A 20,822-nucleotide genomic window follows, 5' to 3' on the forward strand; every position below is an offset into this window, starting at 1 on the left:
TACGGTCATGACAGGCGGGGCGTCCGGGAGGGTGCCTGTGGAGCCGTCCGTGCCGTGGCCGGACGGCCGGGGTGTCAGCCGACAACCGTCCAGGTGTCGTTGCCCGCGAGCAGTGCGCCGAGGTCGCCCTTGCCCTGCTGTTCGGTGGCGGCGTCGAGCTGGTTCGCCATGAGGGTGTCGTAGACGGGGCGTTCGGTGTTGCGCAGGACACCGATGGGGGTGTGGTGGAGGGTGTCGGGGTCGGCGAGGCGGGAGAGGGCGAAGGCGGTGGTGGGGGAGGGGTTGCGGGCGTCGTGGATCAGCACGCCGCCGGTGCCCTCTTCGGTGACGTCGATGACCTTGAGGTCGCCGGTGACGGAGTCGCGGACCACGCCCTTGGAGCCGAAGCCGTCCGGGGCGAGGGCGCCGAAGCGGATCGGCTGCCCGTGCTCCAGGCGGATGACGGCCTCCTCGGCCTTCTCCTTGTCCTTGAGGACCTCGAAGGCGCCGTCGTTGAAGATGTTGCAGTTCTGGTAGATCTCCACCAGCGCCGTACCGGGGTGGGCGGCCGCCTCGCGCAGCACCGAGGTGAGGTGTTTGCGGTCGGAGTCGACGGTGCGGGCCACGAAGGACGCCTCGGCGCCGAGCGCCAGCGAGACCGGGTTGAACGGCGCGTCGAGTGAGCCCATCGGCGTCGACTTGGTGATCTTGCCGGCCTCGGACGTGGGGCTGTACTGGCCCTTGGTCAGGCCGTAGATCCTGTTGTTGAACAGCAGGATCTTGAGGTTGACGTTGCGGCGCAGCGCGTGGATGAGGTGGTTGCCGCCGATGGACAGGGCGTCGCCGTCGCCGGTGACCACCCACACGGACAGGTCGCGGCGCGAGGTGGCCAGGCCGGTGGCGATGGACGGGGCGCGGCCGTGGATGGAGTGCATCCCGTAGGTGTTCATGTAGTACGGGAAGCGGGAGGAGCAGCCGATGCCGGAGACGAAGACGATGTTCTCCTTCGCCAGGCCGAGTTCGGGCATGAAGCCCTGGACGGCGGCGAGGACGGCGTAGTCGCCGCAGCCGGGGCACCAGCGCACTTCCTGGTCGGACTTGAAGTCCTTCATGGACTGCTTGGCCTCGGCCTTGGGCACCAGCGACAGGGCGGTCGGCTGCGTGGGCCCCTGTGCGATCGTCTCAGTCATTGACGGCCTCCTTGATGGCCTCCTGGAAGACCTCCGCGAGCTGCTCGGCCTTGAACGGCATTCCGCTGACCTGGGTGTGCGAGCGCGCGTCGACGAGGTACTTGGCGCGCAGCAGGGTGGCGAGCTGCCCGAGGTTCATCTCCGGCACGATCACCGTGTCGTAACGGGCCAGGACCTCGCCGAGGTTGGCGGGGAGGGGGTTGAGGTGGCGCAGGTGGGCCTGCGCGATGTGCCCGCCCGCGTTGCGCACCCGCCGGACGGCCGCGGTGATCGGCCCGTACGTCGAACCCCAGCCCAGGACGAGGACCTTGGCCTCGCCGGAGAGATCGTCGGTCTCGACGGCGGGGACGTCGATGCCGTCGATCTTGGCCTGGCGGGTGCGGACCATGAAGTCGTGGTTGGCGGGGTCGTAGGAGATGTTGCCGGTGCCGTCCTGCTTCTCGATGCCGCCGATACGGTGCTCAAGGCCCGGCGTGCCCGGCACCGCCCAGGGGCGGGCGAGGGTGGCCTCGTCGCGCTTGTAGGGCCAGAACACCTCGGTGCCGTCGGCCAGTTGGTGGTTGGGCCCGGAGGCGAACTGGACGCTCAGGTCCGGCAGGTCCTCGACGTCGGGGATCCGCCAGGGCTCGGAGCCGTTGGCGAGGTAGCCGTCGGAGAGCAGGAAGACCGGCGTGCGGTAGGTGAGCGCGATCCGGGCGGCGTCCAGGGCCGCGTCGAAGCAGTCGGCCGGTGTGCGGGGCGCCACGATCGGCACCGGGGCCTCGCCGTTGCGGCCGTACATCGCCTGGAGCAGGTCGGCCTGCTCGGTCTTGGTCGGCAGGCCCGTGGAGGGGCCGCCGCGCTGGATGTCCACGATCAGCAGCGGCAGTTCGAGGCTGACGGCCAGGCCGATGGTCTCCGACTTCAGCGCCACACCGGGGCCCGACGTCGTCGTCACCGCCAGCGCACCGCCGAACGCGGCCCCCAGCGCCGCACCGATCCCGGCGATCTCGTCCTCCGCCTGGAACGTGCGCACACCGAAGTTCTTGTGCTTGGACAGCTCGTGCAGGATGTCGGACGCCGGCGTGATCGGGTACGAGCCGAGGTACAGCGGCAGGTCCGCCTGGCGGCCCGCGGCGATCAGCCCGTAGGACAGTGCGAGGTTGCCGGAGATGTTGCGGTAGGTGCCGGCCGGGAACGCCGTCGTCGCCGGGGCGACCTCGTAGGACGTGGCGAAGTCCTCCGTCGTCTCGCCGAAGTTCCAGCCCGCGCGGAACGCCGCCACATTCGCCTCGGCGATGGCCGGCTTCTTCGCGAACTTCGCCCGCAGGAACTTCTCGGTGCCCTCCGTCGGACGGTGGTACATCCACGACAGCAGGCCCAGCGCGAACATGTTCTTGCTGCGTTCGGCCTCCTTGCGGGACAGGCCGAACTCCTTCAGCGCCTCGATCGTCAGCGTCGTCAACGGCACCGGATGAACGTGGTACGCCTCCAGCGACCCGTCCTCCAGCGGGCTGACCGCGTAACCGACCTTCGCCATCGGGCGCTTGGTGAACTCATCGGTGTTGACGATGATGTCCGCCCCGCGCGGGACATCGGCGAGATTCGCCTTCAGCGCCGCCGGATTCATCGCCACCAAAACGTCCGGCGCATCCCCGGGGGTAAGAATGTCGTGATCGGCGAAATGCAGCTGAAAACTGGAAACACCGGGCAGAGTGCCGGCCGGTGCCCGGATTTCGGCAGGGAAATTCGGCAGCGTCGACAAGTCATTACCGAACGACGCGGTCTCGGACGTGAACCGGTCACCGGTGAGCTGCATACCGTCGCCGGAGTCGCCCGCAAACCGGATGATCACCCGGTCCAGACGCCGGACTTCCTTACCGCCGCCGCCCTCACCGGTAGTGCGCTGTTCCCCGACAAGTGCTCCGTCGGCCTGCTCGGCTGTGCTGTTGACCTGGCTGGTCACTGCTTCGGACCTCCCTAGAGGCGTAAGGCTCCCCGCCTTGCGGCAGGGCTCGGGACGTGTCGTGCCGACCGGTGGTCCCCTCGCCATCGTACGGGGGTAAGGGTCGCCTTCCCTGGGTCGATCACATGATGGACGTCTTCATGAGACGACATTTCGGTGGAGATTGTCACGGAATAGCGGCTTTACCCCTCCTTCTCCATGGCGCTCCCGACCTCCTCAAAAGGTTCTAGGACCAAAGTCTTGGGCCCTGGCCGAAAAGGCCCCGGCCTGCGCGTCCGGCGCCGCGTCAGATTTCTCAGGAGTTGAGATAGGTCAGCACGGCGAGCACCCGACGGTGATCCCCGTCACTCGGCGACAGGCCCAGCTTCAGGAAGATGTTGCTGACGTGCTTCTCCACCGCCCCGTCGCTGACCACCAGCTGCCGGGCGACCGCCGAATTCGTCCGCCCCTCGGCCATCAGCCCCAGCACCTCACGCTCCCGCGGCGTCAGGCGGTCCAGCACGTCCTGCTTACGGCTGCGGCCGAGCAGCTGCGCGACCACCTCGGGATCCAGCGCGGTGCCCCCCTCGGCGACCCGCACCACGGCGTCGACGAACTCCCGCACCTCCGCGACCCGGTCCTTCAGCAGATAGCCGATGCCCCGGCTCGAACCGGCCAGCAGCTCCGTCGCGTACTGCTCCTCGACGTACTGCGAGAGCACCAGCACGCCCAGGTCCGGATACGCGCGGCGCAGCCGGATCGAGGCGCGCACCCCCTCGTCGGTGTGCGTCGGCGGCATCCGCACGTCCGCCACCACCACGTCCGGCAGCTCGCCGGCATCGTTCAGCTCGCCGATCACCTTGATCAGCGCATCGGCGTCCCCCACCCCCGCCACGACCTCGTGCCCGCGGTCGGTCAGCAGCCGCGTCAGACCCTCCCTGAGCAGCACCGAATCCTCGGCGATGACCACCCGCACTGTGTCCTCCACGCTCGAAACCCCCCGCATCATCGAACCCCACCCGGCGCTCTGCACCCTCCGGGACGCCGTCAGGGACGTCCTCCAGGACTCCAGCATCCCAGCATCCGGACGCGGAAGGGGAGAGGGCGGAGAGGCGAGGGAGGAGGGAGCGCGGGGTGGGGCGTACGAGGGGGGAATGGTGTGGCGGGCGCGGGGGGCGCGCCCGCCTTGTTTGCAGGGCTAAGACCGCCAGGGCAGTTCGGCCGTGATGGCGGTCGGGCCGCCGTTGGGCGAGTCGACGGCCAGCAGGCCGTCGACGGCGGCGAGGCGGTCGGCGAGGCCGGCCAGGCCGCTGCCCGCGACCGTGCCCGCGCCGCCCCGGCCGTCGTCCGTGACCAGCAGGACGATCCGGTCCGCTGAGTGCCAGACGTCCACCGTGGCGCTGGTGGCGCGGGCGTGCTTCGACACGTTCTGCAGGAGTTCGGAGACGGTGAAGTACGCGGTGCCCTCGATCGCGGCGGCGGGCCGGCGGTCCAGGTCCACGGTCACGGTCACCGGCACCGTGCAGCGCGCGGCGAGTGCCGACAGGGCCGGGCCGAGCCCGCGGTCGGTGAGGATCGCCGGATGGATGCCACGGGCCAGATCCCGCAGCTCCTGGAGCGCCGTCTTCACCTCGCCGTGCGCCTCGTCCACCATCTTCGCGGCGGCCTCCGGATCCTCGGCCAGCTTCTCCTTGGCCAGCCCCAGATCCATGGCCAGCGCCACCAGCCGGGCCTGCGCGCCGTCGTGCAGATCCCGCTCGATGCGCCGCAGGTCGGCGGCCGCGGTGTCGACCACCACGCCCCGGTCACTCTCCAGCTCCGACACCCGGCTGGCGAGCGGGGAGGGGCCGAGCAGGCCGTGGACCAGGACGCGGTCGAGCTGCGTCAGACCGTGGATCACCCACGGCCCGGCGAACACCAGCAGCAGCCCGATCCCGCTGGTGCCCCAGATCCCGGCAGACGACGAGAGGTAGAAGCCGTGGCCCGCGCCGTCGCCCCACATCTGGAGTCCCGGCCGGCCGGCATAGGCGGGGAACACCCAGTGCCACAGCGGATAGGTCAGCAGCCCCCAGCCGAGCACCCAGAACGTCACGGAGAAGACGAAGGCGAACACCGCCCACGGGAAGTGCAGCATGCAGTAGAGCAGGTGGCGCCAGGAGGCCCCGCTCTTGAGGACGCCGCCGATCCACGGCATCAGACCGGGCTTGGCCGCGCGCGGCGGTGCCGGGTCGGCCACCGTCACGCCCAGCAGCGTGCGGGCCCGCGCCCGCTCCATACCGCCCAGCGCACGGGCGCCGGCCAGCCCGCCCGCGAACAGCGGGATGCCCAGGAACGTCACCAGCAGGCCGGCGCCGAGCGAGATCACCACCGTCGCGTACGTGAACATCACGATGGCGATCGGGAGGCTGATGAAGAGGTAGAGGAACTCCCGCCAGGTGCGCCCCGAGAACGGCGCACGCAGCCCGATCGGCACACGGGAGGCAGCAGCCTGTGGTGCGTATGCGGAATCCATCGTCTCGTTTCCGTTCTGCCGTATCCGGCTACGTGATCACCGGTGCGCCGTCGAAACGTCACCGGACGGAGCCGTCCGGACCTGCCGGACCACGCTCCTCTGCCCCCACTGCCTGCGGTGCCCGGACAGCCCTGCCGCCCCGGGGCCGGGCGCGGCGGAGGACGACGGACGGGCGCACGGCCCGGGTACGCACCCCGCCCTTCACGGCCTCCCGCGCCACGGCAGCTCCGCCGTCACCCGCGTCGGCCCGCCCTCGGGCGAATCCAGGACGAACAGCCCGTCCACCGACTCCAGCCGCTCCGCGAGCCCGGCCATCCCGCTCCCGCCGTCCAGCCGGGCACCGCCCCGCCCGTCGTCCTCCACCCGGATGAGCAGCCGCGCACCGGACCGCCACACCTCGACCGAAGCCGACCGTGCCGCACTGTGCTTGGAGACGTTCTGCAGCAGCTCGGAGACGGTGAAATAGGCGATGCCCTCGATGGCGGCCACCGGGCGCTCGGACAGCTCGACCGAGATCGTGACCGGAACCGTGCAGCGCCCGCCCAGGGAGACCAGGGCCGGGCCGAGCCCGCGGTCGGTGAGGATCGCCGGATGGATGCCACGGGCCAGATCCCGCAGCTCCTGGAGCGCCAGCTTCACCTCACCGTGCGCCTCGTCCACCATCACCGCCGCCGCGTCCGGGTCCTCCAGCAGCTTCTCCTTCGCCAGCCCGAGCCCCATGGCCAGCGCCACGAGCCGGGCCTGCGCGCCGTCGTGCAGATCCCGCTCGATCCGCCGCAGATCCGCCGCCGCCGTGTCCGTCACCGTCATCCGGTCCGACTCCAGCTCGGCGATCCGCCGCTCCAGCTCGTCGGACGGCGACAGCAGCCCGCGCACCATCGCCCGGTCCACGTTCGACAGCCAGCGCGCCACCCACGGCAGCGCCGGCCAGCCCACGAAGAGCGAGACGAACACGACGGCGAAGGTGAGGACGGCCCACGGCAGCCGGACGACCGCGAACAGCGCGTGCCGCCAGGCGACCGGGTCCGTCAGCCGCATCCACAGCCACGGGAAGAACCCCCCGTCCCGGGCCCGCGCCGGACTCGGCTCCGGCACCCGCACCCCGAGCAGCACCCGCGCCCGCGCGCGCTCCAGCTTCCCGTACTGCCGGCACACCAGCAGCCCCACGGCCAGCAGCGGCAGCCCGATCACCGTGACCGACAGCCCGATCCCCAGCACCAGCCACACCGTCACGACGGCGAACGCGAACACCCCCAGCGGAAAATTGGCCAACAGGTACCCGATTTCCCGCCAGGTCCCCCCACTGAGCGCCGCACGCGGCGGCGGAGGCGACGCGCCCTCACGGACATCGGCACCGGTACTGACCTGGGATCTGTCGCTCATGCCCCCAGCCTGCCCGGCCACGGGCTCCGGGGCCATGGGGAACGTAGGGTGACGGGGGTGGGGTTTTCCCTACCTTTGGGGCATCGGGTGGACCGGGCGCGGCACGCGGCGGCCCCGGGCCTGTGCGGGAACGCGGTAACGGGGAGGGAACAGCCGTGGGGATGAAGTTCGACATGGGCAGCCGGACGCTGTCGACCCTGACCGGGCAGACGCAGGGGTCTTCGGAGGACCTCGGTGCGCTGGTCAGGCAACTGGTGGCGGCCGCGGAACCGTTGGAGGGGAAATTCAACGGCGCGGGCAGGACGGCGTTCGACGACTTCAAGCGGAACGCGGATGAGATCGCCGCATCGCTGAACGGCGCACTGCGGTCGATCCTGGGCGGCCAGAAGGGAATGGACGGGGCTTTCGTCGCGGGCGAGCACGAATCCGCCGACAATGCCCGGCAGTCGATGGCCTCGGCGAATTTCGACGCGGCGCGATTCTCGGGCCGCTGAGCCCGACCGCATACGGACTGCCCGCACACAGGCGGCAGTTGGAAACGTCACGGTGGCTGCTCCGGCGGCCGTCGGCCACACGGGGAGGACGGCGCACATGACGGCTGGCGCGGACCGGCGGAGCTATGACACCGGCGCTTCGGGAGAGTCCCAGACGAATATCCAGTCGGTGATCGCGCGACTGGAATCGTTGATCGGGGAGCGGGACCGCCAGGTGAAGGCGGCGATGGCGGACTTCACCGCGGACGGTGTCGCTGAGCAGTACCACGGCGCTGAGCAGCGATGGAACCGGACGGCCGGTGAGGTGCGTTCGATCATCCATCTGCTGCGGACGACGCTGGAGAAGAACGACGGCACGGCACAGGCGGCGTTGCAGCGGGCCAAGGCCGCCGTCGACGGCATCGGCTGACCCGTCCAGGAACAGTGGAACGGGCGGGACACGAGCGGGCGGGACGCGAGCGGGCGGGCATGACGGGGTGGGTATGACGGGGTGGGACCTCACGCCTTCGGGCGTGCAGCACGTACTGGACAAGACCGGCCGGGCGGCGCGGGAACTGGGCGACACGATCGCTGCGTACGGCGGCCCCGAAGGGGATCTGCTGAAGGCGGCACAGGCGGCGGGCACGCTCAGGGGCGCCGGCGACGAGGCACCCGCCGGGAAGCCGGGGCCGGACGGCGCACCCGCCCCCGGCGGGCTGCTGGCCGCGGCACTGGGCGAGTTCGCCCAGAAGACGCAGCGCGATCTGACGTTCCTGGTGGCCCGTACGGTCAAGTCCGTGGACGGCGCGGCGGATGCGGCCCGTCAGTACATCGAGGGCGACGGCGAGATGAAGGCCAACGCGACGCTGCACAAGGCCCTGGGGGCGCCCGATCTCCATGTGCCGGCCAACGGCCACGACGGGCACGGCGCCGACGGCTCGGACGGCGGCGCCGGGAACCGGAAGTAGCAACAGGGGGGCTGTCGGATGAGTTCTGCCGACCATATCGATCCGTCGGGTATTCCGGAGTACACCGGAGATCTGGAGCGGCTCGAAGCAAGCGCCGCGTCGCTGAAGAAGGAAGCCGGGGCGATTCGCGGTAAGGGCGCGGACATTCACTCAGGTTTCCAGGGGCTGCGGGCGTATTACACGGCGCCGGAGGCGGATCAGCTGTTCGCCACGACCGCACCGGTCGCGGCCAAGGCGGACGCTTTCGCGGACGACCTGGAAAAAGTGGGCTCGGCCCTGGACGGATTCGCGTCCGAGGTACGCCCGTTGGTCGCCAGGCTGAAGCGGCTCAGGGAATCGGCGGCGGTTTTCGCCGCCGACGCGAAGGCGGACGAGGACTGGCAGTACAACGACGCGAAGGTGGCGCTGAACCGGGAGTTGGTCCAGGACGTCTCCTCCACGGTCCAGGCGTTCTGGGCGGCCGAGGTGGCGGCAGCGAACACCATCACCTCCCTGGTCGACGGCACGCACTGGAGCCTCGGCGACGGCACGGAGAAGGCCCACACCTACGGCCTGACCAAGGACGCCATGCTGTCCGCGGCAGAAACCCCCTGGGGCACGGCCGTTGAGACCAGGCGCCATTGGTACGACCCGCGCGCGGTGGCCCACTGGACCAAGGAATTCGTCTGGGACGGCTTCGCCGTCGACGGCATCTGGGGCACGCTCAACGGTCTGGGCACGCTCCTCAACCCGTGGAGCGACGCGTTCGGCGCGTCCTGGAAGGGCCTGGCGAACGCGGTCGGCGGCCTGGGCCAGTACACCGTCTGGCCGTTCGACTGGCTGCTGTCGCAGACGATCGGCGGCGGCAACGGCGACAACGAACAGAAAAAGGCGTTCCGCGACATGGCCAAGGGGCTGGTCGCCTGGGATGAATGGGACAAGAACAGCGGCCGGGCGGCCGGCGGAACCGTCTTCAGCGTCTTGACCACGTTCGCCACCGCAGGCGCGGGCGGCGCAGCGGCCGCATCGGGCACGGGAGCGGCGGCGAAGGCGGCCCGGATCGCGAGCACGGTCGGCAAAACCGGCCGCATCCTCGACCCGGCCACCCACCTGGCAACAGCCGTCGGCGCCGCAGCCGCCTTCACCAAGCTGGACACCGCCCTCAGCACCGCCCTCACCTCCGTCAAGGCCGGCACCGCCCTCGAACACCTCCGCCACGCCATGGCGACCACCGCCCCACCGACCCCCCACGGCCCCCTCATCGACCTGCCTCCCGGCACATCCGCAGTCCACCTCCCCGAAGGCACCGATCAACTCCCCCCGAACACGGTCGAGTACGACCGGAACACGTACCTCACCCACGACGGCGAAGTGGTGGACGCGAACGGCACCCCGAAGAAACACTCCGATGCCCCGGGTGAGCTTTCGGCGGAGGACCGGGGGCGTTTGGGGGATGAGCGGGCGACGGCATACAACGAGAACGTGGTGCCTGCGGAACGCGAATTGGTGGTGGCCGGCGCTGATCGTGTGCAATCGGAGATCTCGGGTCACAAGCAGTCGGATGGGCTGACGGCGGCGTCGGATGCCGAGCACGGGGGCCGTATGCAATTCTCTCGGGAGAGTCACGGGCATCATCAGGGGAGCGGACAGGAGTCCCACCACACGATCGGCGAAGCCGCTGCTCCTTCATCCCGTGGAAGTCATGAGGTGTCCAGTCGGCCGGGCCAAGGCCACCCTGGCGCCACCGGCGAGGAGAACACGGCGCATGCGCACTCTTCCGGGGGCGGCGGGCGTGCACCGCACGCCTTTGATCCGCCGGAGGACGATGTCCTCGGCGAGGGGCCTGGGCAGCCAGATCACAGCAAAGTCATTGACCGTCAGGCTGTCGACGATCGAATTGACGAACTCGATGACAGGAAGGGTGGGGAGGGGCACGCGCCTGGCAGGCATCTCACTGCCACTGATGACGAGTTGAAATTGCGCCTGGGTACAGCTCAGACGGATGCAAATGGTGAACTGAAACTTTATGGACCGGCGTCACCCAATGTTGGGCATGTGAAATCCGAGAATAATGTCGATCCGTTGACTGGCACGACGACGGACGGAGTTACTGGACGAGTGCATCGGGTGGGGGGTTGTGCGACGCGATTCGACAGGGCGGAAGACATGGTCAGCGTCGACCGCTACTATCGCAATTACATTTCTGAGAATGGCCATCCGCCGGATCATGATGTTGCCATTTCTGACGTGCTGGGTGCTGACGGGTACAAGAGGCTCTCCGGCTTCTATCGAGACCCGGGCAATCCTCGGGAGTTCCTCCCCATCGATTTCGAAGGTGGAACCATCAAGGCCGTGTATAAGTATCGTGCAGGGCGCGGCTACTTTCTGCATACGATGTACCCTAATCATGCGCCCGGTCGGCACCCTTAAGGAGGAAGTGTGCAGTGAATAGACAAGCTAAGCGTTTCATTGAGACCTATCTTGACCTTGAAGGTGCTTACGACACGAAGGATGGTTTGTACGAGACGCTGCATTCGTTCAATCCAGACTATATTGAAGCGATCCTTCAAGGGTTCAGTGAAGCGCTGAAGAACCACAGTGTTTCGGTAGGTGAATATGAAAGCCTCACGTCAATCGAGTTCGAGAATGAGGAGTCTTTGTATGAGTACCTTGCTGTGATTTATCGACACCTCTGTTCTGGTGATGTTGATCAGCCCGTCCCGTCGGTTTAATTCGAAGTGCTGTGGGTGATTTTGGCGTCTCTGTCTGGTTGGATGGTGGACACTTTAAGGTGATCTGTTCCGGGTGAGCTAGTGGAATGTTTTCGTGTCCATCGGCAGTGAGGTGGCCAGGGTGTGAATTCAGGCATCCCAGGGTGTCGGGCCCCTGTCGGTTTACGGATTCGGTGGCGTCTGCGGAGCGCCTCAGTGATTAGGTGTCTTCGGGGCGGTATTCGGGCCCGTGCGCTATGTGGAGGGTGGTGCCCCGCGGGAACTGGGTGGGGATTCCCTGGCGCGATGGCTGCGTGAGCGCGGAGGGAGGTGGGGGCTGCTGCCGCGCACGGCCCCGTGAGGTGTCGGGTATGGACTTGGTAAGTGGAAAAACCCCTGTCTGTCCCCGTATGTGCGGCTGGAGGTGTTGCGGGCAGGGGGAGGGTGGCCGGTGAGCAGATGGAGGGGGAGGGCGGTGTCGGAGGGGCCCCGTATCGTGTTGCGGTAGGGAACGGGGAGGGGCGATGGCGCGGGATTACGACAGTCAGTTGTTGGAGTCGGTTTCCGTGCGGCGGCGGAGACTGCGGGACGCGTTGATGTTCGGGGGACAGCGGACGCGGCGGAGCCTGGACGAGAATCTGGGGAAGGTCTTCGGGAGCATCGCCCTTGCGGCCGTGGTGTGTGCCGGGTGTGTGGGGTGGTCGTTCATCGCGGGGAAGTGGGCAGGCGGTTCCGGCACGACGGGCGTGGTGCCCGGCGACAGCCGTCCCGTGGTGCCTTCCGGCAGCAACACAGGGGCGGCGTCGGCATGGTGAGTGTGCATACGGATGCGGCCGCGGCGGGGGCGGGGCAGCGGGCCTCCCTCAGCCGGGTGACCCTGGTGGGGGAGCGGCGGCGGGTCGATCTCGTGCTGCCGGCGCAGGAGCCGATCGGTGTGCTGCTGCCCGACATCCTGCGGCTGCTCGACGACCGGCCGGGCACGGCACCGGTGTTGCGCCGGCTGGTCACCGCCGGCGGCTCGGTGCTCGCCCAGGACGACTCGCTGGCGTCGGCGCAGGTGCCCGACGGCGCCGTGCTGCGGCTGGTCCGCGAGCACGAGACGCCCGCCGCGCCGGTGGTGCACGACGCGACCGATGACGTGGCGGAAGACCTCGACATCCGCGCCTGGCGGTGGGGCGACCGGAGCCGGACGTGGACGGCGGGCACCGCGAGCGTGCTGCTGGCGCTGACCGCCGGGGTGTGCGCGGCCGGTTGGTACGGGCCGGCCCGCGCCGCGCTCTGGCTCGGCGTCATCGGGGGACTCGCGGCGGCCGCCGGTGCGGTGTGCGGGCTGCTCAAGCGGCGTGCGCTCGGGACCGCGTTGCTGGTGCCGGCGGGCGCCGTCGGCGCGCTCGCGTCGTGGCAGGCAGCCTCGACGGGCCCGGCGCGGCTGGCCGCGGTCGGACTGACCGTCGCCGCCACCCTCGCCCTGCTCGGCCTCTGCACGGGACTGGGCCGCGGCGGCCTCATCGGCGCGGCGACGGTCGGGCTCGCCGTGGGCGCGTGGGAGGCCGGTCTCGCGGTGACCGACGTGCCCCGTACGGGAGTTGCGCTCGGTGTGGTGGCGGTCCTGGCCCTGGGGTATCTGCCCCGGCTCGCGCTGATGGCGGCGGGCCTGACCCGGCTCGACGACCAGCGTTCCGGCGGCACCCCGGTGAGTCGGCATCAGGTGGCAACGGCGCTCGGCGCGACGCACCGTGGCCTCGCGCTGGCCACGGTGGCCATGGCCGTATCGGCGGGCGCGGCGGGCATCCTGGCGGCCGGCGCGGATGACGGGTGGGCGACGGCCGCCGCGCTGCTGGTGTGCGTGGTGCTGTTCTCCCGGGCGCGGGCGTATCCCCTGGCGCTGGAGGTCATCGCCCTGCTGGCGGCCGGTACGGCGGTGGGTGTCGGGCTGCTGCTCCGGTGGGCCGCGAGTTCCGGAGATCCCACGGGTGCCCTGGTGCTGCTGAGCCTCCTGGCGGTGCTGCCGTTGGCGGTGCTCGCGGTGCGGGTGCCCGAGCACATACGGGTGCGGCTGCGCCGTGTGATGAACCTGGTCGAGTCCGTCGGAGTGGTGGCGCTGTTCCCGGTCGCGCTCGGCGCGTTCGGGGTCTACGGCCGTCTGCTGCACACGTTCTGAGCTGGAAGGGCGGCGGAGCACCCATGTCGGAGAGCCATGAGACGGCCGGGCCTGCGGCAGGCCCGGAGGCGCCGGTGCCGGACGTACCGGGTCCGGCCGGCGCAAGCCCGATGGAGTGGCAGCGCGATCTGCTGCGGGAGTTGAGCGGGGGAACGATGACGGCCGGAGCGGATCCCCGGGCGATGGCCGGAGTCGGCGAGGGAGGAACCGGTGGAGGGGTCGAGGGAGGCGGAGCCGGGGCCTCTGCGCAGGGCGAGGCGCAGGGCCGGGTGGCGCAGGAGCGAAGGGGGCGGGAGACGCCAACGGTGCAGGAGGCGCGTTCGCCTTTCGACCCGCCTCCGGTTGCGCCGCCCGGTCCGCAGCCGGCTGCCGGGCCGCTTGTTCCGCAGCCTGCGGTGGTGACGGCGTCCGCCCCGCAGCCGTCCGCCCCGCAGCCGTCCGCCCCGGCGGCCGCCGCCCCGGCTCCCGGACAGCAACTCCAGTCCCCGCAGCAGTTGTTGGCCCCGCACCCTCCCCCGCAGCCATCAGCGGCCCAGCACCCGATGCCCCAACCACCCTCCGCACCGCAGCCCCCACCCTCCGGCCCGGCCGTGCCGCCACCTTCCACCCACGTCACGCTGCCCACCCAGGCCGCACCCCCAACTCACGCGCCACCCCCCGCCCCCGCAACTCAAACCCCCATATACCGCCCCGCCCCGGGAGTTCGCGTCCACGCACCGTCACCCACCCCCGTCTCCGTGCCGCTTCTGCCGCCCGATCTGGATGCGTTGCGGGTCAAGGCGCGGCACGGTGAGTCCGTCGTGCAGCGGGCGGGGCGGGCCGTGCGGCGGGCCCTCGCGTCGTCGCCGGCCGCGGAGACGGCCGCCGCCACCGAGACCGCGTACGCGATTCAGCAGCCCGTCACCACCGGCCGCCAGATCGCGGTGTCCAGCATCCGGGGCGGCGCGGGCAAGTCCACCGTCGCCGCCCTGCTGGCGCTGACCTACGCGCACTACCGTGCCGACCCGGTGCTCGCCGTCGAGGCCGACCCGGCGCTCGGCACGCTGCCGCACCGGCTCGGCGCGACGGAGGTCCGCTGGTCGGGCACGGACCTGGCGCAGATCGTCGATCCGTCGATGCTGATCACGGACCTGACGGGGTATCTGCTGCCGTTCCCCGGCGGCGGCTGGCTGCTGCCCGGCAGTCAGGGCGCGATCGGCACCCGGCTGGACCTCGATACGTACCGGATCGTGATGACCTCGCTGCGCCGGTACTTCGCGACCACCGTCGTGGACTGCGAGACGCTGCCCGCCGAGGTGGCGCGTACGGCCCTGGTGACCACGCAGGCCCGGGTGCTGGTCTCGCCGGCGACACCGGAGGGTGTGGTGGCCACGCGCGCCGTACTGGACTGGGTGGGCGGCGTGCACCGCGGGATCCTGCCGACGACCGTCGTGGTGCTCAGCCACGGCGCGCCCGATACGGGGCTCGATCTGCGGCGGGCCGCCGAGCATCTCGGCGCCGGCGGCGCGGCGGTGCTGCCGCTCCCGTACGACCGGCACCTCGCGGCCGGGGGCGCCATCCGTACCGCACTCCTCGGGGAACGGACGCTCCGGGCGGCGGCGCGGATCGCGGGTGAGGTGATGAACCGCGCGGTCTCCCGCGGCCGGCCCGCGCCCCCCGGACAGCGCGATACGGCCGGGGGAACCCCGCCGACGGCCCCGGGGAGCCCGACGCCCCAAGGGGGCTCGGCGGTTTCCCCGGCGTATCCCTATCCGCAGACGGTCACGGCTTTCTGTCCCCAGGCTCCCGAGACCCCCGTCCCATCGGGGTACACCGGCCACCCCCCGGCCGCCCCCACCCCTCCCGTACACCCCGCCGCTCCCCCCACCCCCGGGCCGCCCCGGTGACCCTCCGCATCGTTCACCGTCCCGCGCGTACCACCCGTCCGCTCCCCGGCCCCGGGGAGCGGCGGATCGAGGCGCCGCCCAACCTTCCCGAGGGCAAGTCCGGCTCGGCCGCGACGTCGCTGCTGCCGATGGCGGGGGTGCTCAGTTCGGTCGTGATGATGACCGTCGTGCGCAACAGCCAGTTCGCCGCGCTCGGCGCGATCGTGCTGGTCGTGGCGGTGCTGGGCGGTGTCCTGCTGCTCTTCTCGCAGCGCGGGCGTGCCCAGCGGCAGCGGCGTGCCCAGCGCGAGAACTATCTGGAATACCTGGAAGGGCTGCGCGAGGAGCTGGGCGCTGAGGACCGTGCGCGCCGGGAGGCGGCGCGGGTGCTGGCGCCGCCGCCGGAGGCGCTGTACGACCTGGTGCGCGACCCGGCGCGGCGGTGGGAGCGGCGGCGGACGGACACCGACTTCCTGGAGGTCCGCATCGGTACCGGCGCCGTGCCGGTACGTCTCCTCACCGTGGAACGGCAGGGCAGCAGCGTGCTGACGCCGCCCGACCCGTTCATGCTCAACGAAGCGGCGGGCCTGCAGGAGCGGTTCACCACCGCGCCGGAGATGCCGCTCACCGTGCCGCTGGACCGTACCGGCAACGTCACCGTCGTCGGCGGGCGGGCGGCGGCGCTGCGGGCGGTGCGCACCCTCCTGGTGCAGACGGCGGCCGCGCACGCACCCGACGACGTGGCCATCGCCATCGCCTGCCCCCGGGAGCGGCTGGCCGACTGGGAGTGGGCGAAGTGGCTGCCGCACGTCCTGGACCCGGAGGAGTGGGACGGCCCGGTCAGCGCCCGCCGGATCGCTCCGGGCACCGCGGAGCTGGGCGACCGGCTCGCGGCCGAGCTGCGGCAGCGCGCCACGTACGCGGCGGAGGTGCGCCGCGGGCTGGCCGGAAAGGACGCGCTGGGGCTGGCCAAGCGCCTGCTCGTGGTCAGCGACTCCTACGGGGAGGCGGCCCGCGAACTGCCGTGCCCCGACGAGGCGGTGGGGCTGCGGGACATGGGGGTGACCGTGCTGCATCCGGTCGCCGAGCGGACCGACGAGCCCGGCGAGGTCGGCCTGCGCCTCACCGTGTCGGACGGGGAGCCGGGCGAGGTCACCATGACGGACCTGCGGGATCCGGCGGCGTCCGGTGCCCGGCCCGCCGGGACGCAGGGCGCCGCCTTGGGGCCGCCCGTTGCCGTGCACGGCACGCTGTCCGCGGTGACCGCCGCGGGCGCCTCGGGCCTGGCCAGGATGCTGGCGCCGCTGCGTCTTTCCGCGGAGTCGGCCGCCGCCGGAACCCCGCTGTCGGGACCGGTGGACTTCACCGAGCTGCTGGGTGTCGAGGACCCGCAGGCCCTGGACGTACGGCAGTTGTGGCAGCCCCGGGGCGAGCAGGCGTTCCTGCGTGTCCCCATCGGGCTCGACGACCGTCACGAGCCGGTGCTGCTGGACCTGAAGGAGTCCGCCGAGCTGGGCATGGGCCCGCACGGACTGTGCGTCGGGGCGACCGGCTCCGGCAAGAGCGAGCTGCTGCGCACGCTGGTCCTCGCCCTGGTGGCCGCCCATCCGCCGGAGGACCTCGCGATGGTGCTGGTGGACTACAAGGGCGGCGCCACCTTCGCGCCGTTCTCGGGACTGCCGCACGTCGCCGGCGTCATCACCAACCTGGAGAACCAGGCAGGACTCGTCGAGCGCGTCCACACCAGCCTGGCCGGTGAGGTCACGCGGCGGCAGCAGGTACTCAAGGACGCCGGGAACCTCCCCGACATTTCCGGCTACCGTGCCGCCCGGCGCCTGCGCCCCGAACTGGAGCCGCTTCCGCACCTGTTCGTCGTGATCGACGAGTTCGGTGAACTGCTCACCGCGAAGCCCGACTTCATCGACCTGTTCCTGTCGATCGGCCGCATCGGGCGGTCGATCGGGGTGCACCTGCTGCTGTCCAGCCAGCGCATCGAGAGCGGCAAGCTGCGCGGACTCGACACCTACCTCTCCTACCGGCTGGGCCTGCGCACCTTCTCGCCCGACGAATCGCGCACCGTGCTGGACACCCCGGACGCCTTCCACCTGCCGCCGATCCCCGGCTTCGGCTACCTGAAGGTCGACACCAGCCACTACGAACGGTTCAAGGCCGGCTACGTCACCGGGCCCCACCACGGCCCGGCGCGCCAGGACGACGCCGACGACCGGCCGGTGGTCCTCCCGTACCCCGCGTACAACTCCCTCGCGCCGCCCGGCGGTCCGGACGGCACACAGCCCGTGCCCGCGCGCCGTACCGCGGGCCCCACTCTCCTGTCGGTGATGGTCGGGCAACTGGCCGGCGCGGCGCCGCCGGTGCCGCAGATCTGGCTGCCGCCACTGCCCGCGGCGGTGTCCCTGGACGCCGTGGCGGGCCCGCTGGAGACGGACGGCAGGCGGGGGATGCGGCTCGCGCGCCGGCCCGATGGCGCGTTGCGGGTTCCCCTCGGCGTGCTGGACGACCCGGGCAGGCAGTGGCAGGGCCCGTGGACGGTCGACCTGACGGCCGCGGGCGGGCACCTCGCCGTCATCGGCGGCCCGCAGAGCGGTAAGACGACCCTGCTGCGGACCCTGATGCTCTCCCTCGCGCTCACCCACACCCCGCAGGACGTCGGCATCTACGGCCTCGATCTGGCCGGCGGCGGACTGCCCGGCATGGCAGGACTGCCGCACGTCGGCGGCATCGCGGGCCGCGCCGACCGGGAGCGGGCCACCCGCACCGTCGAAGAAGTGCACGCCATGCTGACCGCGCGGGAAGTCCTCTTCCGCGAGCACGGCATCGACTCGGTGGAAGCGCTGCGGCGGATGCGGGCCCGCGGCCTGCTGACCGGGCTGCCCGGCCTGGCGTCCACCGACATCGTGCTCGTCATCGACGGATTCGGCGAGCTGCGCGAGGAGTTCGGCCCGCTGGACGAGGCCGTCGCCGATCTGCTCCGGCGCGGCAGCGGCTACGGCATCCACGTCGTGGCGGGCATGCTGCGCTGGAACGATGTGCGGATCGCCGCCCAGTCCGCCTTCGGCACCAAGATCGAGCTGCGGCTGAACGACCCCGGCGAGTCCATGATCAGCCGCAAGCTGGCCGCCACCCTCACCCCGGACGAACCGGGCCGCGCGGTGACGGAGGGCAAGCGCGTCGCCCAGGCGGCGCTGCCCCGTATCGACACCCTCGGCACGGTCGACGACCTCGGCGAGGCCGCCGAACAGGCCGTCCGTACGGTGCGCGCGGCCTGGAGCGGAGCGGACGCGGCACCCGTACGGGTCCTGCCGGCGAGGCTGCCAGCCGCCCGGCTGCCGAGCGCGGCCGATGAACCCCGCCGGATCCCGCTCGGCCTCGATCAGATGGCGCTCCGGCCCGTGCTGCTCGACCTGTTCGGCGCCGACCAGCATCTGCTCGTCTTCGGTGACGGGGAGTGCGGCAAGACCAACCTGCTGCGCCAGGTGACCCACAGGCTGATCGAGCGGTACGGCGACGAGGAGCTGGTGTTCGCCGTCATGGACCCGCGGCGCGGCCTGCACAGTCTCGTGCCGGAGGAGTACCGCGGCGGCTACGCGCACAACGCCAGGCTGGCGGGCGGCCTGTCCGCCGCCATCGCGCAGGAGCTGGAGAAGCGGCTGCCGGACGACTCGGTACCGCCGGAGGTGCTGGCGGCGGGCGGCGCGTCCGTCACCGGCCCGCGGATCGTGGTGCTGGTCGACGACTACGACGTCCTCGCCTCGGCGGGAGCGCAGCCGCTGGGCCCGTTCCTGCCCTACCTGCCGTCGGCGGCGGACATCGGACTGCACTTCGTCGTCACCCACCGGTGCGCCGGGGCCGCCCGCGCCCTGTACGAACCGTTCCTGATGACGCTGCGGGAGAGCGGGGCGTCCGCCCTGGTGATGGCGGGGGACCGGGGCGAGGGGCAGCTCTTCCCCGGCGTCCACCCCGCGGACCAGCCGGCCGGACGGGGCACCTTCGTACGCCGCGGGGAGCGCAGCCGCCTGATCCAGACGGCGCTCGCGGCACCACCGGCGGCCGGTCCGGCGCCGTCGACCTGCCGCGACGACGAGCCCACCGGCGGGGAACGCCCCCGCACGCAACGACAGGGACGGACCGACGCATGACGACGGATGTCATCGCCCTCACGGAGCGGATGCCGGACGTGTGGAGCGTGGCGGCCGGACTCATGGCGGGCGGCCCCGACACCCTGGTGTCCACCGGGTCCGAGGGCGCCGTGCTCCAGCTGTCGGACGCCGGAGGCAGGCCGCTGGCCTCCATCGAGGCACCCGTCCTCGTTCACCCGGCGGGCGAGGCGGCGCGGCTGCTCGGCCCCGGATTCGACGGCTTCGGCGAGGGGCCGCTGTGGTGGACCGAGGTACGGGCGGCCACCGGCGCGCCCGGCGCCGACCGTCTCGCGGGGGTCATCGCCGGCCGCCTGGTCGGTCGGCTGGGCGGTGCGGTGTGGCCGCGCTCGGCGGCCGTCGACGCGTACGGCACGACCGTGCCGGACGCCGTGGCCGCCACCGGACAGGTCGCCGCGCAGCCCGCGGTGGACGTCCTCACCGACCGGACTGCGGTGATCATCCTCGACCGTCCGCTGATCGCCATGACCGCCTGGCTGGCGGACGCCTTCAGGGCGACCGCGGGGGAGGAACGCGCCCTCCAGATCGTCACGCCACCCGGCACCCGGCTCACGCTGCCGGTCCGCTCGATGCTGTCAGGGCTGCCGAACCGCTGGGTCGTCCAGGACGGCCGGGGCGGATACTACGACGGCCTCTCGGGATCCGAAGTGCGCTGGCGGGACGGGCAGTTCGAGGCGACCGGGACGCTCGCGGCGCCCTACGTCCGCGGCACGTCCGCCGACCCGGAGACGGAGCCGGGGTCGGACGTGGCACCGGATCCTGGCCGTACGACGCCGGGTTCCGCCCCGCCCGCGAGCGCGGCGGACCCCGGCCGCCAGCTGCTGCTCTCCCTGCGCACCCACCACCCCGCCGATCACGACCTGCTCATCGGCGGCGCACTGGAGGACATCTGGCAGCAGCTCACGGGCGCGCCGCCGGCCGGCTGGGGCACCGCTGAACCCGCCGCCTCCCCCTGGTCACGGCACGAGCTGACCGCCCTGGTCAGACACCGCGCCCCGCAGCCCACCCGGCTCGTCGTCGTGGGGCACCCCACAAGGCCCGCCCTCGCCACCCTGCACGCACGGCGCACCGCCGAAGGCGTCGAGGAGGACCTCACCTTCGCGCTCGGCTTCCCTCCGGCATCCGGCCTTCCGCTCGACGCGTTGCCCGCGCTGGCCGCGCGCCTGGTGGCCAGGCACGGCCTGGAGTCCCTGCTCGCGCAGGTCCGCAGCGCCCGCTCCGATCTGAGCGTGCCCGCCCGGATCGACCCGCCGCCCCGGCCGGTGGCCTTCGTGCTCGGCAGCGAAGCGGTTCGCGAGACGGGGCTCGTCCGTGCCCGCAGGGCACCGCTGTCCGGCCGCCCGGAACAGCTCGGCCCGGCGGCCGCCGCGGGCTTCTACTACCCGCTGGGCGAAGACGCCTGGCAGGAACTCGACGTACTGATGCGGCATCTGCACCCCGGGGAGCGGGGAACGGACCCGCGCGGTGCGGGCCGGGTCTGAGGTCCGGGGTGCCGATCGGCC

At 71.6% G+C, this 20,822-nt stretch carries 15 protein-coding genes; 10 read left to right on the forward strand and 5 right to left on the reverse strand.

Translation table 11 applies throughout. The features are described 5' to 3' along the window. Window positions 1-74: 74 nt before the first annotated feature. From LIU39_RS10900 to LIU39_RS10920, 5 genes are all read right to left on the reverse strand, one after another. Window positions 75-1,169: a 2-oxoacid:ferredoxin oxidoreductase subunit beta gene (locus LIU39_RS10900; protein WP_227046438.1), complete on the reverse strand. Its 1,095-nt coding sequence runs from the start codon at window positions 1,167-1,169 to the stop codon at window positions 75-77. Next, on the reverse strand, window positions 1,162-3,114 hold the full coding sequence (locus tag LIU39_RS10905; protein ID WP_227046439.1) for a 2-oxoacid:acceptor oxidoreductase subunit alpha: 1,953 nt from the start codon (window positions 3,112-3,114) through the stop codon (window positions 1,162-1,164). The genes LIU39_RS10900 and LIU39_RS10905 overlap by 8 nt, the downstream gene beginning before the upstream one ends. A 295-nt stretch (window positions 3,115-3,409) precedes the next feature. Continuing rightward, entirely contained in the window at window positions 3,410-4,069 is a 660-nt protein-coding gene (locus LIU39_RS10910) for a response regulator transcription factor (protein WP_227046516.1), read from the reverse strand. A gap of 222 nt (window positions 4,070-4,291) precedes the next feature. After that, complete coding sequence (locus tag LIU39_RS10915; RefSeq protein WP_227046440.1) at window positions 4,292-5,605, reverse strand: sensor histidine kinase; 1,314 nt, start codon at window positions 5,603-5,605, stop codon at window positions 4,292-4,294. A 201-nt stretch (window positions 5,606-5,806) separates the two neighbouring features. Continuing rightward, on the reverse strand, window positions 5,807-6,988 hold the full coding sequence (locus tag LIU39_RS10920; protein ID WP_227046441.1) for a sensor histidine kinase: 1,182 nt from the start codon (window positions 6,986-6,988) through the stop codon (window positions 5,807-5,809). A gap of 161 nt (window positions 6,989-7,149) precedes the next feature. Between LIU39_RS10920 and LIU39_RS10925 the strand changes: the two genes are divergently transcribed. The 10 genes from LIU39_RS10925 (at window position 7,150) to LIU39_RS10970 (ending at window position 20,801) form a co-directional block, all read left to right on the forward strand. After that, window positions 7,150-7,482, forward strand: a complete 333-nt coding sequence (locus LIU39_RS10925) for a hypothetical protein (RefSeq protein WP_227046517.1) — start codon at window positions 7,150-7,152, stop codon at window positions 7,480-7,482. A 97-nt stretch (window positions 7,483-7,579) separates the two neighbouring features. Beyond that, window positions 7,580-7,891 carry a pore-forming ESAT-6 family protein gene (locus LIU39_RS10930; RefSeq protein ID WP_227046442.1) on the forward strand — a complete coding sequence of 104 codons (312 nt, stop codon included), beginning with the start codon at window positions 7,580-7,582 and terminating at the stop codon, window positions 7,889-7,891. A gap of 73 nt (window positions 7,892-7,964) precedes the next feature. Beyond that, window positions 7,965-8,429, forward strand: coding sequence for a DUF6507 family protein (locus LIU39_RS10935; protein ID WP_227046443.1), 465 nt, complete (start codon window positions 7,965-7,967; stop codon window positions 8,427-8,429). Between the two features lie 18 nt (window positions 8,430-8,447). Beyond that, window positions 8,448-10,838: a hypothetical protein gene (locus tag LIU39_RS10940; protein ID WP_227046444.1), complete on the forward strand. Its 2,391-nt coding sequence runs from the start codon at window positions 8,448-8,450 to the stop codon at window positions 10,836-10,838. 14 nt (window positions 10,839-10,852) lie between these two features. Beyond that, entirely contained in the window at window positions 10,853-11,140 is a 288-nt protein-coding gene (locus LIU39_RS10945; RefSeq protein ID WP_227046445.1) for a hypothetical protein, read from the forward strand. 503 nt (window positions 11,141-11,643) lie between these two features. Further along, entirely contained in the window at window positions 11,644-11,934 is a 291-nt protein-coding gene (locus tag LIU39_RS10950) for a hypothetical protein (protein WP_227046446.1), read from the forward strand. Beyond that, window positions 11,928-13,280 (forward strand): type VII secretion integral membrane protein EccD, encoded by a 1,353-nt coding sequence (eccD, locus tag LIU39_RS10955; protein ID WP_227046447.1) that lies wholly within the window; start codon window positions 11,928-11,930, stop codon window positions 13,278-13,280. The genes LIU39_RS10950 and eccD overlap by 7 nt, the downstream gene beginning before the upstream one ends. Before the next feature lie 737 nt (window positions 13,281-14,017). Next, window positions 14,018-15,166 carry a hypothetical protein gene (locus tag LIU39_RS10960; RefSeq protein WP_227046448.1) on the forward strand — a complete coding sequence of 383 codons (1,149 nt, stop codon included), beginning with the start codon at window positions 14,018-14,020 and terminating at the stop codon, window positions 15,164-15,166. Continuing rightward, window positions 15,163-19,302 carry a type VII secretion protein EccCa gene (gene eccCa / locus LIU39_RS10965; protein ID WP_227046449.1) on the forward strand — a complete coding sequence of 1,380 codons (4,140 nt, stop codon included), beginning with the start codon at window positions 15,163-15,165 and terminating at the stop codon, window positions 19,300-19,302. Before LIU39_RS10960 ends, eccCa begins: the two co-directional genes overlap by 4 nt. Beyond that, the gene (locus LIU39_RS10970; RefSeq protein WP_227046450.1) at window positions 19,299-20,801 is read left to right on the forward strand and encodes a DUF6177 family protein; all 1,503 of its coding nucleotides are present in this window, start codon (window positions 19,299-19,301) and stop codon (window positions 20,799-20,801) included. Before eccCa ends, LIU39_RS10970 begins: the two co-directional genes overlap by 4 nt. Window positions 20,802-20,822 lie beyond the last annotated feature (21 nt).

Origin of the sequence: Streptomyces pinistramenti, from assembly GCF_020564935.1 — a bacterium.
Lineage (GTDB): Bacteria > Actinomycetota > Actinomycetes > Streptomycetales > Streptomycetaceae > Streptomyces > Streptomyces pinistramenti.